This window comes from Streptomyces sp. NBC_00249, assembly GCF_026342355.1.
Lineage (GTDB): Bacteria > Actinomycetota > Actinomycetes > Streptomycetales > Streptomycetaceae > Streptomyces.
Genome location: NZ_JAPEMV010000001.1, coordinates 774,591 through 787,593 on the forward strand (window position 1 = coordinate 774,591; position 13,003 = coordinate 787,593).

Annotated in this window: 10 protein-coding genes; 3 read left to right on the forward strand and 7 right to left on the reverse strand. The window is 73.4% G+C overall.

The annotated features are described in order from the left end of the window. Positions 1-66 precede the first annotated feature (66 nt). Both OOK31_RS03490 and lysX read right to left on the reverse strand, forming a co-directional pair. Positions 67-969, reverse strand: coding sequence for a polysaccharide deacetylase family protein (locus OOK31_RS03490; RefSeq protein WP_267010829.1), 903 nt, complete (start codon positions 967-969; stop codon positions 67-69). Positions 970-1,060: 91 nt separating this feature from the next. Further along, positions 1,061-4,366: a bifunctional lysylphosphatidylglycerol synthetase/lysine--tRNA ligase LysX gene (gene lysX, locus OOK31_RS03495; protein ID WP_267010830.1), complete on the reverse strand. Its 3,306-nt coding sequence runs from the start codon at positions 4,364-4,366 to the stop codon at positions 1,061-1,063. Between the two features lie 60 nt (positions 4,367-4,426). On the opposite strand from lysX, the gene OOK31_RS03500 reads away from it, so the two are divergent. Next, positions 4,427-4,888 carry a universal stress protein gene (locus OOK31_RS03500; protein WP_267010831.1) on the forward strand — a complete coding sequence of 154 codons (462 nt, stop codon included), beginning with the start codon at positions 4,427-4,429 and terminating at the stop codon, positions 4,886-4,888. A gap of 37 nt (positions 4,889-4,925) precedes the next feature. Here OOK31_RS03500 and OOK31_RS03505 read toward each other — a convergent pair whose 3' ends face one another. Further along, positions 4,926-6,137, reverse strand: a complete 1,212-nt coding sequence (locus OOK31_RS03505) for a CapA family protein (protein ID WP_267010832.1) — start codon at positions 6,135-6,137, stop codon at positions 4,926-4,928. Between the two features lie 334 nt (positions 6,138-6,471). Between OOK31_RS03505 and OOK31_RS03510 the strand changes: the two genes are divergently transcribed. Both OOK31_RS03510 and OOK31_RS03515 read left to right on the forward strand, forming a co-directional pair. Continuing rightward, positions 6,472-7,005 (forward strand): sigma-70 family RNA polymerase sigma factor, encoded by a 534-nt coding sequence (locus OOK31_RS03510; protein WP_267010833.1) that lies wholly within the window; start codon positions 6,472-6,474, stop codon positions 7,003-7,005. Between the two features lie 220 nt (positions 7,006-7,225). After that, positions 7,226-7,726, forward strand: coding sequence for a hypothetical protein (locus tag OOK31_RS03515; protein WP_267010834.1), 501 nt, complete (start codon positions 7,226-7,228; stop codon positions 7,724-7,726). Between the two features lie 176 nt (positions 7,727-7,902). Here OOK31_RS03515 and OOK31_RS03520 read toward each other — a convergent pair whose 3' ends face one another. The 4 genes from OOK31_RS03520 to OOK31_RS03535 all read right to left on the reverse strand — a co-directional run bounded on the left by OOK31_RS03520 (position 7,903) and on the right by OOK31_RS03535 (position 12,962). Then, entirely contained in the window at positions 7,903-8,319 is a 417-nt protein-coding gene (locus OOK31_RS03520) for a hypothetical protein (RefSeq protein ID WP_267010835.1), read from the reverse strand. 28 nt (positions 8,320-8,347) lie between these two features. Continuing rightward, positions 8,348-9,208, reverse strand: a complete 861-nt coding sequence (locus tag OOK31_RS03525; protein ID WP_267010836.1) for an Fpg/Nei family DNA glycosylase — start codon at positions 9,206-9,208, stop codon at positions 8,348-8,350. Positions 9,209-9,286: 78 nt separating this feature from the next. After that, the gene (locus OOK31_RS03530) at positions 9,287-11,263 is read right to left on the reverse strand and encodes a SpoIIE family protein phosphatase (RefSeq protein WP_267011820.1); all 1,977 of its coding nucleotides are present in this window, start codon (positions 11,261-11,263) and stop codon (positions 9,287-9,289) included. Positions 11,264-11,357: 94 nt separating this feature from the next. Next, the gene (locus OOK31_RS03535) at positions 11,358-12,962 is read right to left on the reverse strand and encodes a DUF6777 domain-containing protein (protein WP_267010837.1); all 1,605 of its coding nucleotides are present in this window, start codon (positions 12,960-12,962) and stop codon (positions 11,358-11,360) included. Positions 12,963-13,003: the final 41 nt, after the last annotated feature.

Here is a 13,003-nt window from a genome sequence, read left to right on the forward strand (position 1 = left end):
AGTGTGCCTTCGGGGAGGTTCCCCCCGGTCCGGCGGGCGGGGGAACGGGGCCGGGGTGCGGGGTGTTCAGCGGGGCGGGAGGGCCGGGAGGGTCATGCGGTAGCCGCGTGCGAGGAGTTGGGGCAGGTACGTGCTGAGCGCCTGGACGCTCTGTGACCTGTTGCCGCCCGCGTCGTGGTTCAGCACGATCACGCCCGGCCCGGCGCCCGCCATGACCCGGGAGACGATGGTGGTGGTCCCGGGTTCCTTCCAGTCGAGGGTGTCCACGGTCCAGGCGAGCGGTTCCATGCCCAGGTCGGCCCCGATCTCGAAGGCGGCCCGGTTCCACGCCCCGTAGGGGGCCCGGAACCACAGCGGGGGTTCCCCGACGGCCTGTTGCACGACCTCGCTCGTGCGCCCGATCTCCGCTTCGAGCGCGGGCCGGCCCAGCTTCGGGATCAGCGGGTGGGTCCAGGTGTGGTTGCCGATGACGTGTCCCTCGGAGGTCATCCGGCGCAGCAGGTCGCGGTGTTCGGTGGCCATCTCCCCGCAGACGAAGAACATGCCGCGCACCCCGTACCGGGCGAGGGTGTCCAGGATGGCCGGGGTGTAGCGGGGGTCGGGTCCGTCGTCGAAGGTGAGCACCATCGCGCCGCCGCCGTCGGCGTTCGCCGCGTCGGCCGGCAGTTCCAGGATGGGCCGGGTGCGGACGGCTGGTTTGGCGGCGGGGGGCCGGGCGGGGGCCTCGGCGGTCATCGGCCGCAGGCGGTAGGACTTGTCCGGGGGGCCTTCGGGGTGCATCCCGGGGGCTCCGGCGGCGCCCACTGGCCCGGGCCCGCCCGCCGGGGCGGGTCCGGGCGGGTTCGCGGATCCGGGTACGGGCGTGCCGGCCTCGCCCCCGGTGAGGAGTCCGGAGGCGGCGGCGATTCCGAGGAAGACGGCGGTACGCAGGAGCACGCGTCGCCCTACTGTCTGCTCGTCATTTGTCATTATTACTACGTATCAACGACATCGGCGAAGATGTCGAGAGGCGCGGACGCGCCCCGCGCCCCTCACCCGCTCGGTCCAGCCACCGCCCGGGTCAGTGGCGGCGTACCAGCGGGAACGGCAGCGTCTCGCGGATCGTCAGTCCCGTGAGGAACATGACCAGCCGGTCGACGCCGATGCCGAGGCCCCCGGTCGGCGGCATCGCGTACTCCAGGGCGTCCAGGAAGTCGTTGTCGAGTTCCATCGCCTCCGGGTCGCCGCCCGCCGCCAGCAGGGACTGGGCGGTCAGCCGGCGGCGCTGTTCGACGGGGTCGGTCAGCTCGGAGTAGGCCGTGCCCAGTTCGGTGCCGAAGGCCACCAGGTCCCAGCGCTCGGCGAGCCTGGGGTCCTCGCGGTGCTGGCGGGTGAGCGGGGAGACGTCGGTGGGGAAGTCCTTGTAGAAGGTGGGGAGTTTCGTCCGCTCCTCCACCAGCCGCTCGTACATCTCCAGGACCACGTCGCCCCGGGTGTCCTCCGGCCCGTGCGGTACGCCCGCCCGGTCGCAGAGCCGGCGCAGCAGGTGTTCCTCCGTGTCGGCGTCGACCTCCTCGCCGAGCGCATCGCTGATCGCCCCGTACATGGTCTTGACGGGCCAGGGACCGGAGATGTCGTGGACGACGAGCTTGCCGTCCGCTCCGGCCTTGTGGGCGATCGGTGAGCCGAAGGCCGCGGTGGCGGCGCCCTGGATGAGTTCGCGGGTGAGGTCGAGCATCACGTCGTAGTCGGCGAAGGCCTGGTAGGCCTCCAGCATCGTGAACTCGGGGTTGTGCTTGTAGGAGACGCCCTCGTTGCGGAAGGTGCGGCCCATCTCGAAGACCTTCTCCATCCCGCCGACGCACAGCCGCTTGAGGTACAGCTCGGGGGCGATGCGCAGGTAGAGGTCGAGGTCGTAGGCGTTGATGTGGGTGCGGAAGGGCCGGGCGTTGGCGCCGCCGTGGATCTGCTGGAGCATCGGGGTCTCGACCTCCAGGTAGCCCCGCTCCAGCAGCCCCTGCCGCAGGGCCTGCACGGCGCTGGAGCGGGCCCGTACGACGTCCCGCGCGTCGGGGCTGGCGACCAGGTCGAGGTAGCGGCGCCGGACCCGGGCCTCCGGGTCGGCGAGGCCCTTGCGCTTGTCGGGCAGTGGGCGCAGGCACTTGCCGGTGAGCTGCCAGGAGGTGGCCAGGACGGACAGTTCGCCGGCGCGGCTGCTGCCGACCTGGCCGCTCACCACCACGTGGTCGCCGAAGTCGACCTGGGAGGTGAAGGAGTCCAGCGCCCCGGCTCCCGACTCGTCCCGGGTGAACATCAGCTGGGTGTCGCCCGTCCAGTCGCGCAGGACGGCGAAGACCACTCCGCCGAGGTCGCGCACGACCATCACCCGACCGGCGAGGGTGACCTCCTCGCCGGTCCGGGCGCCGGGCGGGTGGCCGGGGTGCTCGGCCTTCAGCTGGGCGACGGTGTGGGTGCGCTGCCGGATCCCGACCGGGTAGGGGTCGGTGCCGGCCGCCCGGATGCGTTCCATCTTGGCGTGCCGGACCCGGACCTGTTCGGGCAGCCGCTCGGCGGTGGCCGCGCGCTCCCCGTCCTCGCCGACGAGGTCCAGGCCCAGGGAGTCGATGGAGGGCAGCCCGGCGGTGTTGGCGGGGGCGGTGAGGCCCTTGGGGTGGCCGTTGCCCCAGAGGGTGCGCAGGCGGGGTACGGAGACGAAGCCCTCGGCGATGCCGGAGGCGAGGCTGACCCGGGCGAGCGAGCCGGCGTCCTGGTAGCAGAGGAACCGCGGGTACCACTGCGGGCCGTACTTGACGTTGGAGCGGTACAGGGCTTCCAGCTGCCACCAGCGGGAGAAGAACAGCAGCAGCTTGCGCCACAGCTTGAGCACCGGTCCCGCTCCGATCCGGCCGCCCTCCTCGAAGGCCGAACGGAACACGGCGAAGTTGAGGGAGATCCGGCGTACGCCCAGGCCGGGGGCGGCGGCGCACAGCTGCGCCACCATGAACTCCATGACCCCGTTGGGGGCGGAGCGGTCGCGGCGCATCAGGTCTAGGGAGATGCCGTCCTTCCCCCAGGGCACGAAGGACAGCAGGGCGATCAGTTCGCCGTCGGCGTCCTGGGCCTCCACCAGCAGGCAGTCCCCGTCGGAGCGGTCGCCGAGCCGGTCCAGGGCCATGGAGAAGCCGCGTTCCGTCTCGGTGTCCCGCCATGTGTCGGCCCGGTCGACGATCAGCTGCATCTCGTCCTCGGATAGGGCGGAGTGGCGGCGGATCACCGTGGTGGCACCGGTGCGCCGGACCCGGTTGACGGCCTGCCGGGTCACGCGCATGTCGCGGCCGTCGAGGTCGAAGTGGGCGACGTGCAGGATGGCTTCGTCGCCGAGCTGGAGGGCGCTCAGCCCGGAGCGGGCGTACGCGGTCGCCCCGTCCTCGGAGGCGCCCATGACGGCCGGCTGCCAGCCGTAGCGGCGGGCCACGCCGAGCCAGGCGTCGACCGCCGGGGTCCAGGCCGCGGGGTCACCGACGGGGTCGCCGCTGGCCAGGCAGACGCCGGCCTCCACCCGGTAGGTGACGGCGGCCTTCCCGTTCGGGGCGAAGACCACGGCCTTGTCCCGGCGGGTCGCGAAGTATCCCAGGGAGTCGTTACGTCCGTACGCCCCCAGCAGGGCGCGGATGCGCGGTTCCTCGTCCCCGTGCAGGGCGGCCGTGAGCCGCTGCGAGCGGAACAGGGTGGCCGCGGCGTTCAGCAGGGCCAGCGCGCCGAAGAGGCCCAGCAGGAAGTACAGGGGGCGCGGCGGGTGGCCGTCGAACTGCCGGGCCGAGAAGAGGCCGCCGAAGACCTGTTTGGCCGCCCAGTCCAGCCACTGCCCCTTGGGGAGGGTTCCCGGGAACAGCGCCACCAGGGCCCAGCCGAGGAGCACCGCGGCGAGCAGCCCGAGGCCCAGCACCAGCATGGCCCGCCACACCGCCCCGGTCCGGGACGCCGCGTAGAACTCCTTGCGGGCCGCGACCAGCAGGCCGAGCGCGGCCACCGCCAGGACCATCGACGGGCCGCCGATCCAGAAGTCCCCGTCGGCGATGATCAGCAGATCGACCAGGATCAGCAGGGCCAGATAGGTGACGACGATCCACCAGGCGATCTTCTTGCGGGTTCCGAGCGCCGCCGCGAGCAGGAAGAGGAAGACCGCGTACGCCAGGTTCTCGCTGACCGGCACCACGAACGCGTCGAGGAAGCGCGTCACCGGCCGCAGGAGCCCCCGCAGCGTCGGGGAGAGCGCCAGCAGCGCGCACAGCAGCCCGAGCGATCCGAAGAACGCGCCGAAGCCGTCCGGGACCCGGTTCAGGAAGCGGTTCCGGGTCCCCCGGGTCTCCTCCACGGTGACACTCATGCTTGGCACTGTAGGGAGGGCGACGCCGGTCCGCGCGGCGAACCCGATAGCCTCGGCCGGGTGACAGAGCACGTGAACACGGGATTCGAGCGCGGCACGGACGGCCCGAAGGTGATCCTCGCCGGCGTTGACGGATCCGAGTCCTCGCTCCGGGCCGCGGCCTACGCGGCGGGGCTCGCGCGACGGCAGAACGCCCTGCTGGCCCTCGTCTACGTCCAGCCGGTCATGGCGGCCGGAGCCTCGCTCGGCGTACCGGTCGGCGACACCACGGGGGAGATCGCCGAGGGCATCGTCGCGGAGGTCCGGGCCTCCGCGGAGCGCCTCAAGGGCATCTTCGAGGTGCGCTGGCAGTTCCACACCTTCCGCGGGGACCCGTACGCCGGTCTCGTCAGCGCCGCCGAGGAACTCACCGCGGACGCGGTGGTCGTCGGCGCCTCCGAGCAGGCGGGACACCGCATCGTGGGCTCGGTCGCGGTCCGCCTGGTGAAGGCGGGGCGATGGCCGGTCACGGTGGTGCCGTAACGACGGTGGTCCTCCAGGGCCTGTCGTCAAACAGGCCCTAGCGGCCCTGCGTCAGGCCGTCCTTGGCCGCGCCGCGGCTGAGGACGGCTTCGGAGACGGCTTCCAGGGCGGTCTCGTACTCGCTGTCGCCGGGGTCCTCGGCGAGGGCCGCGGGGAGGTTGACGACCTTGCCCGCGTCGAGGTCCATCATCTGCGGGACGAACTCGGCCTTCGTCACCTGCCAGCGCTGGCCCGGGGCGGCGGGCGGGGCGAAGGTGAAGCGGCCGACGGAGCCGTAGTTGCCGCGCATGTCCCGTGCGCCGGAGTAGTTGAACATCTCCCCCGCGACCTGGTCGCCCATCCCGTAGACGATCCAGGTGCCGTTGACCTTCTCGTAGGCCTGCGGGATGTGTGCGTGCGTTCCCAAGATCATGTCCACGTCCGGTCGGCCGCCGCTCTGCGAGGCCGTCAGGGCGCGGCCCAGCTCCAGCTGCGTGTCGTCGGGTTCGGTCTGCCACTCGGTACCCCAGTGCAGGCTGACGAGCACCACGTCGGCGCCGGCCTTCCGGGCCGCCCGCGCGTCGGCGACGATCTTGTCCTGCTTCGTCAGGTTGACGGCCCAGGGCTGTCCGTCGGGCATCGGGTAGCCGTTGGTGTCGTAGGTGTAGGCGAGGTGCGCGACCTTCGCGGAGCCCGCCGTGTACAGCGTGGTCCGCGCGGCCTCCGCCGCGGTCCGCGCGGAGCCCGCGTGGCCCAGGCCGACCTTGTCGAAGCGGGCGAGGGTGCGTGCGATGCCCTCGGCTCCGTCGTCCAGGGTGTGGTTCGAGGCGGTGGAGCAGCCGTCGTACCCGGCGTCCTTGAGTGCGTCGGCGACGCTGGGCGGGGAGACGAAGGCGGGGTAGCCGCTGAAGGGGCCGCCGTCCTCCCCGTAGATGGTCTCCATGTGGCACAGGGCGAGGTCGGCCGCCGAGACCAGCGGTTTGACCTTGGAGAACATGGGCCGGAAGTCGTGGCCGTCGCCGTCGGCGTCCGCCGCGGCCCGTTTGATGACCGAGGTGTGCGGCAGGACGTCTCCGCTGGCCACCAGGGTGAAGCCCTTGCCGGCGGGGGCTGCGGGCGTCGAGGCGCCGGGGGTGCCGGCGGGGGCTCCGGCCGCACTGGAGCCGAGCCGGGCCGGCGCCGCGTCGCCCTGGGCGGAGCAGGCGGCGGCCGTCGTGGACAGCAGGGCGGCCGACAGCAGGGTGAGGGCGTGCCGGATGCGCTTGGTCATCTATCCCAGCTCCCATTCATATGGCTGTCGGATTACCCGAAATCCATAGGAGTAGGCGTCCCAAGTCAAGGAACGGCGCCGTCCGCACAGGGCCCCCTCACCCCGACGGCCCACGGCCGTTCGCCGTGCCGTTCGACCGTTCGTCGCCGGGCGCGGCCGCCCACCGGACGACCCGGGTGCTTGGGCGCAACGGCGGCGCCGGACGGTTCCCGGGGCGGCTCCGCGCAGGTGAGGGTGAGTGAGCCGGCCCCCGAGGGACCCCGAGCCCCCCAGCGCACACCGGCGGACAGCAGACCCCCAGCACACCCCCAGCGGACCCCGGAAGGAGCCACTCGTGCCGCTCTCCCCCACACTCCAGCGCACGGAACCCGAGGCGCTGGCCGAACTCCAGCGCGACCACGGGCGGGCCCTGTTCGGCTTCCTGGTCGGACTCACGGCCGGCGACGCACAGCGCGCGGAGGACCTGGTGCAGGAGACCCTCGTACGGGTATGGCAGCACCCGGAGGTACTGGCGAGCGCCCACGAGTCCATGCGGCCCTGGCTCTTCACCGTCGCCCGGCGCCTGGCGATCGACGCCCGCCGGGCCCGGCTGTCACGCCCCATGGAGGTCGACCCGGAGGGCCTGGAACAGGCCCCGGCGCCCGTGGACGCGGTGGCGGGCTCGGTCACCGCGATCGACGTCCGGCGGGCCGTCGGCAGTCTCGGGCAGGAGCACCGGGAGGTGCTGATGCAGGTCTACTTCCAGGACCGCTCGGTCGCCGAGGCCGCGGCAGAGCTCGGCATTCCGGCCGGAACGGTCAAGTCCCGTACGTACTACGCCCTGCGCGCCCTGCGGAAGGGCCTCCAGGGGTACGGACTCGGCGCCTGATCCGGCCCGGCCGGGCCCCCGCGTCCTGTACGAACGCTGGAGAAGCACTCAAGGAACGTCCTCCAGGCGCACGAATCGGACACAGAGCGCATCGATATCGGCAGCGGACCGTTCAAGTTGAGTAAACATCCCCCGCTCCGCGAGCCGGTCGGTGAAGGCTCGGGGGTGACGACGGGAAGCTCGACACGCGGGAGAAGGTGGAACGGTGCAGCCCGAGGGTATGAACGGCACCAGTGACGGCGGACTGGCCGTGCCCATGGCATGGCTCTACGCGGAGTACATCGCGGACGAGCTGCTGCGCACGGGCCGGCTGATCCCGGTCAGCACGCTGGAGTTCCGTGCCGGGCGGGACACGCTCGCGCTGACGATCTACCTCTCGGACGCGGCGGGCGAGCTCTCCGGGATCCGGGTGGTCTCGCAGCTCGACGAGTGGCTGTCGCTGACGGCGTACGGGCACCCCTGGCGCGACTGGGTCCACACCCGGTTCCTCGCGCTCGGCGAGGAGGCCAGGGAACGGGGCCGCGGTGAGGACCCGGACCTCGAACTGGCGCGGGCGGCCTGGCGCTGGCTGGACCACACCGAGCTCTTCGCCACCAACCTCGACCCGGGCCGCCACGGCCACGCGGACACCCCGCCGGGCCTGGACGAGAACGCCCGCGTCTGGACCCCGGCCTGGCAGCTCGGCCTGCCCCTGGGGCACCTGGCGATGCACCTGTTCTAGGCCGCCTTTCGGAGCCTAGTGCTGTGGCCGGAAAGGTTTGCCGGGTCGCGGTGTCCGGTGCGGTACCTCGCAAGGCGGAGGGCCGCCGCTCGTACTGGACGTACTCGGGTGGCCCGACAACGCCGCGAGGTGCCGTGCCGGGCGCCGTGACACGGTGAACCTTTCCGGTCACAGCACTAGGCGCGGCCGTCCCCGGACGCGGGCGGGCCCGGCGGGTCGGCCGGGTCCGTCACCAGGCCCGTGAAATCGGCCTCGTTGCGCTCCGCCCGGGTCACGTACCAGCGGGCGACCAGCCACATCACCGGGTACACCACCAGCCCCAGGGCCACCCAGACCAGCGGGCCCGCGGCCGGGCGGGGCAGCAGGAACGCCAGCGGGAGCAGCCCCAGGAGCAGGGCGAGCAGCGCCAGCGCGCCCAGCCCGGCACGCAGCTGCGTCCGCATCAGGGCCCGTACGTAGGTCTCGCCGAGGGTGGTCTGCTCGGAGATCTCCGAGCGGGCCGGGGTGTGCGCGGGCGCCCGGCGGCGGGTCCCCCGGGGGACCCCCGTGACGATCTCCCGCCGGGGCTGCGGCGGCTGCTGCTCCTCGGCCATGGTGCTGCGGAGTCTACGCAGCGCGCCGCTACTTGAGGAGACGGGAGAGCCTGCGGTCCGCGAGCGGTTTGCCGCCGGTCTGGCAGGTGGGGCAGTACTGGAGCGAGGAGTCGGCGAAGGACACCGAGCGCACGGTGTCCCCGCACACCGGGCACGGCTCGCCGGCCCGGCCGTGTACCCGCATCCCGCTGCGCTTCTCCGCCTTGAGCTGTCCGGCGGCCAGGCCGTGGGCCCGTTCGACGGCGGTGCGCAGGGTTTCCCGTACGGCCGTGTACAGGTGCGTGACCTGGTCCTCGTCGAAGGAGGCGGCCAGTGTGAAGGGGGAGACCTTCGCCTGGTGGAGGATCTCGTCGCTGTAGGCGTTGCCGATGCCGGCCAGCACGCTCTGGTCGCGCAGTACGCCCTTGATCTGCCGGCGCTCCCCGGCGAGCAGTGCGGCGAAGGCCTCCCGGTCGAAGTCCCCGGCCAGCGGGTCGGGGCCGAGGCGGGCGATGCCCGGGACCTCCTGGGGGTCGCGCACCACGTACACGGCGAGGCGCTTTTGCGTACCGGCCTCGGTGAGGTCGAAGCCTCCCCCGCCCTCCAGGACGAGGCGCAGCGCGAGCGGTCCCTTCCCGGGGCGCGGCGGCTGTGCGGGGAAGCTCTCCTGCCAGCGCAGCCAGCCGGCCCGGGCCAGGTGCGTGACGAGGTGGAGTCCGCCGACACCCAGGGCGAGGAACTTGCCGTACCGGACTACGGGCCCGGCCCGGCCGCCTTCGAGGGCGGTGAGGGGAGGGTCGTAGGTCTTCAGCACGCTGACGGCGAGCGGGAGGACGCGTTCGACCACCCGCCCGGCGAGGTGCTCGTCGAGGAACTCCCTCAGGGCCTCGACCTCCGGCAGCTCGGGCATCCTCCCAGGGTGGCGCCGCGCACCCCGGAACGCGAGCCGGGGAGGGCGGGGGCGCGGGCAAGATCCGAAAGAGACGGCCTACGCCATGGTGAACTCGCACCACACGCACTTCCCGCTCCCCCTGGACTCCACTCCCCACACGTCCGCCAGCCGGTCCACCAGCATCAGGCCCCGCCCCGACACCCCCGATTCCCCGGCCTCGCGGCGGCGCGGGAGGGCGCTGGAGCGGTCCTCGACCTCGACGCGCAGCCGCCGCTCCGGGCCCGCCAGGACGCGCAGGGTGACGATCGCCGGGCCGTCGGTGTGCATCAGGGCGTTCACGATGAGCTCGTCGGCGACGAGTTCGATCTCGTCGGACCGGCTGCGCGCACCCCACGCCCGGACCGCCGCGCCGATCATGTGGCGGGCGGCGACGAGCGCCTCGGGGTCCCCGGGGGCCACGTGCTGCTGGAGCCGACCGCCGCCCTGCGGGGAGTCCTCGCCCTGGCGGCGCAGCAGGAGCAGCGCCATGTCGTCGTCGCCGCCCCGGTCGTCGACGACCTCGCACAGCCGGTCGGCGAGCAGCTGGAGGTCGGCCGGGCCGCTGCGGACCAGCTCGGTGAGCAGGCGCACGCCGTCGTCGAGGTCGGCGCCGGGCTGTTCGACCAGTCCGTCGGTGCACAGCAGGATCGTTTCCCCCGGGTCCAGTTCGAGCGTCGTCACCGGGTACTCCAGCCGGCCGAACTCCGCGGACAGGCCCAGCGGCATCCCGCCCTCCGTGGGGAGCCGCCGGCAGTCCCCGTCGCGGGTGCGCAGCAGCGGGTCGAGGTGTCCGGCGCGGACCAGCTGGAGGACGCCGGTGGAGAGGTCGGCCTCGACGTACGTGCAGGTCGCGAAGCGGTCGGTGTCCAGTTCGTGCAGGAAGACCGAGGCGCGGGCCATGACCGTGGCCGGGGCGTGCCCCTCGGCGGCGTAGGCGCGGAGCACGATCCGCAGCTGCCCCATCACGGCCGCCGCGTGCGTGTCGTGGCCCTGGACGTCGCCGATGACGGCTCCGACGCGGCCGCCGGGCAGGGGGATGACGTCGTACCAGTCGCCGCCGATGTCCTGGCCCATGCGGGCGGACCGGTAGCGGACGGCGATCCGTGCGCCGGGGACGTCGGGGATCCGGCGCGGCAGCATGGCCTGCTGGAGTCCCTCGGCGAGGTCGTGCTCCTGCTCCAGCAGCATCGCCCGCTGGAGGCTCTGCGCGATGCTGCTGCCGAGGGCGACCAGGAGGTTGCGTTCCTCCTGGGTGAAGCCGTCCTTGTCCTGGTAGAGCAGGCCGATGGCGCCGATCGGGCGGGCCTGCGCGATCAGCGGCAGGTAGGCGGCGGCCGAGATCCGCATGTACGAGATCTTCGCCCAGAGTCCGGGGAAGTCGCTGGCGAACTCGTCGGCGGAGTCGAGGAAGCGGGGCTGGAGGGAGCGGACGACCTCGCTCATGGGGTACTGCTCGTCGACGCGGGTGTAGCGGGTGCCGGGAACGAAACTGCCGACGGGGCCTTCGGCCACGAGGTGGATGCGGCCCGCCTCGACGAGGCCCATGACCATGCCCATGGAGCCGAGCCGCTCCAGGCCGTGGGCGTCGCCGAGGGCGTCGATGACGTCCTTGACGGTGCGGGCGTGCGCGAGGGCGGCGGTGGTGCTCTCGACGACGGAGGTCTGGCGGCGCCGTTCCTCGTCGAGGCCGAGGCGTTCCGCCGAGTGGCTGAGCTCTTCCGTGGCGTCGCGGACGATGCCGATGATGCGGTACGGGCGCCCGTCCGGGCCGCGCATGACGCGGCCCTGGGTGTGGGTCCAGCGGAGGGTGCCGTCGCGGCAGCGGATGCGGAAGTAGGCGCCGTAGCTGTCGACCGCGCTCTTGAGGGCGCTGGAGACGAGGGCGTCGAGCCGGGCGGCCTCGGCGGGCGGGACGCGCGCGGAGAGCGACTCGGGCCGTCCGTCGTACTCGCCGGGGGCCGTGTCGAAGACCTCGAGGCCCGCCGCGTCCAGGTGCATGAGCCCGGTGACCAGGTCCCAGTCGAAACTGCCCATCCGGTTCAGCGACAGGGACAGGTCCGGGTGTGCGGGCCAGTCCTCCGGCAGCGATACGGTGCTCGGCACCGGTCCACCATGACACAGCGGCGGGTCAGGCGCTCTCCAGGTACTGGCCCGCGTCGGTGGGCTGCTGCTGGTCCGGGAAGCCGTACGGGTCCACGGGCGCCGAGGGGTCCAGGGGCGCGTCGTCGGGGGTGAGCGGCGAGCCGGGGTCGGCGGGGTCCAGCGGGGGCAGGTCGGAGAGCGTGTCCGGCGAAGTGCCCGGCGGGAGGTCCGTCGGGGCCTCGGAGGGACGGTCGGAGCGGGGCCGGCGGGGCGGGTTCTGCGGGGCGGAGGGTGTGCCCGGGGCGGTCTCGGTGGCACCGCCGCCGTCCTGCGGGCACGGGGCGTCCGTGCCGGGGGCCGGGGCGGCGGGCGCGGGTGCGGGGACGCCGGAGGGCAGGTCGTACGGAACTCCCGCCGGGCCGCCGGCGGGCGCCGGGACACCCGACGGCGCGTCGCCGGACGGGTCCGCCGGCAGGCCGGTCGGCAGGTCCGCGGGCAGGTCCGTGGGCACGTCCGTCGGCACGCCCATGGGCAGGTCCATGGGCACGTCCATGGTCAGGTCCGTCGGCGCCTCGGGCGCGGGTCCCGCCGGGCCGTCGAGCGGCAGGTCCGGGATCAGGTCCGACGCCGGGCCGGCGAGGGGGTCCGGGGCCGCCTCGGGCGGTACGCCGTTCGGCAGGTCCGAGGGAACCTCGGGCGGCAGGTCCGCCGGGGGTCCGGCGGGCGGCGCCGGGGAGGCCGGCGGGGTGGTGCGGGCCAGGCTGTTGGGGTCCGTGGTGACGCAGGGGTCGGACGGGGCCTCCGGGGTCACGGGGCCGTCCGGGATGCCGTCGGCGGGGTCGAAGCGGGGCGCCACCCTGGGGGGCCGGTCCTGCGCGCCGTCGTCGCCGGCCCTGCGCTCGATCCAGGTGTTGTCCGCGATGTTGACGATGAGGAGGTTGCTCAGGGCCCGGGCGGTCGGCTCGATGACGATGACCTGGTTGGGCTGGTAGCCGTTCCACTGGTCGCCCTTGAGGACCGCTTTGCCCTTGGCGGCGCGCGGCGAGCCCAGCGGATTGCCGCAGGCGCAGCGGACCCTGGGCATGCCGTGGGCGTCGACGAGGACGGCCGAGCCCGCCTGGAGGACGGCCTGGTGGGCGTCGGCCCGGCCGTCGCGGAAGCCGTGGTCGGTGACGCGGGTGTCGGCGCGCAGGACCACCGGGGTGAGCCCGCGCAGGAACTCGGGGACCTTCTCCGGGGCGACGCCCGAGGCCTCGGCGAAGGCGCGGGACTTGGCGTCGTCGGTGGTGAGGAAGTTGACCTGCCGTTCCACGTCGCAGCTGCCGAGCCGGCTGGTGCCCCCGTACAGGCCGGGGGTGGCGGCCGCGACGGTGCGGATGCCGCGGCCGCTGCGGTTGGGCAGCGGCGGCTGTACGGGGGCCGATTCGGCGGTGGCGGTGGAGGCGGTGAAGGGGGCGGGGCCGGGGGCTCCGACGGGCTGGAGGTGGAGCTCCTGGCTCTCGGCGGCGGCGCCCTTGGTCTGTTCGGGGCCGGAGCCGGTGCACCCGGAGGCGAGGAGGCCGACCACGGCGAAGAGGGCCGCGCAGGTCGGCACGTGACGGCGCGACGTCTGACGGGGTGTCTGTGCGGGCACGTCGTTCACGTCGTTCACACTGCTCTCCCTTTTCGCCCCGGTTGCTCCCCTCTTGTCTG

What these genes read in the sequence shown, in the direction of transcription:
- OOK31_RS03505 (WP_267010832.1), bottom strand. Translation starts at nt 6,137, where the DNA reads ATGACCAAGCGCATCCGGCACGCCCTCACCCTGCTGTCGGCCGCCCTG.
- OOK31_RS03530 (WP_267011820.1), bottom strand. Translation starts at nt 11,263, where the DNA reads ATGGGCAGTTTCGACTGGGACCTGGTCACCGGGCTCATGCACCTGGAC.
- OOK31_RS03515 (WP_267010834.1), top strand. Translation starts at nt 7,226, where the DNA reads ATGAACGGCACCAGTGACGGCGGACTGGCCGTGCCCATGGCATGGCTC.
- OOK31_RS03490 (WP_267010829.1), bottom strand. Translation starts at nt 969, where the DNA reads ATGACAAATGACGAGCAGACAGTAGGGCGACGCGTGCTCCTGCGTACC.
- OOK31_RS03525 (WP_267010836.1), bottom strand. Translation starts at nt 9,208, where the DNA reads ATGCCCGAGCTGCCGGAGGTCGAGGCCCTGAGGGAGTTCCTCGACGAG.
- lysX (WP_267010830.1), bottom strand. Translation starts at nt 4,366, where the DNA reads ATGAGTGTCACCGTGGAGGAGACCCGGGGGACCCGGAACCGCTTCCTG.
- OOK31_RS03520 (WP_267010835.1), bottom strand. Translation starts at nt 8,319, where the DNA reads ATGGCCGAGGAGCAGCAGCCGCCGCAGCCCCGGCGGGAGATCGTCACG.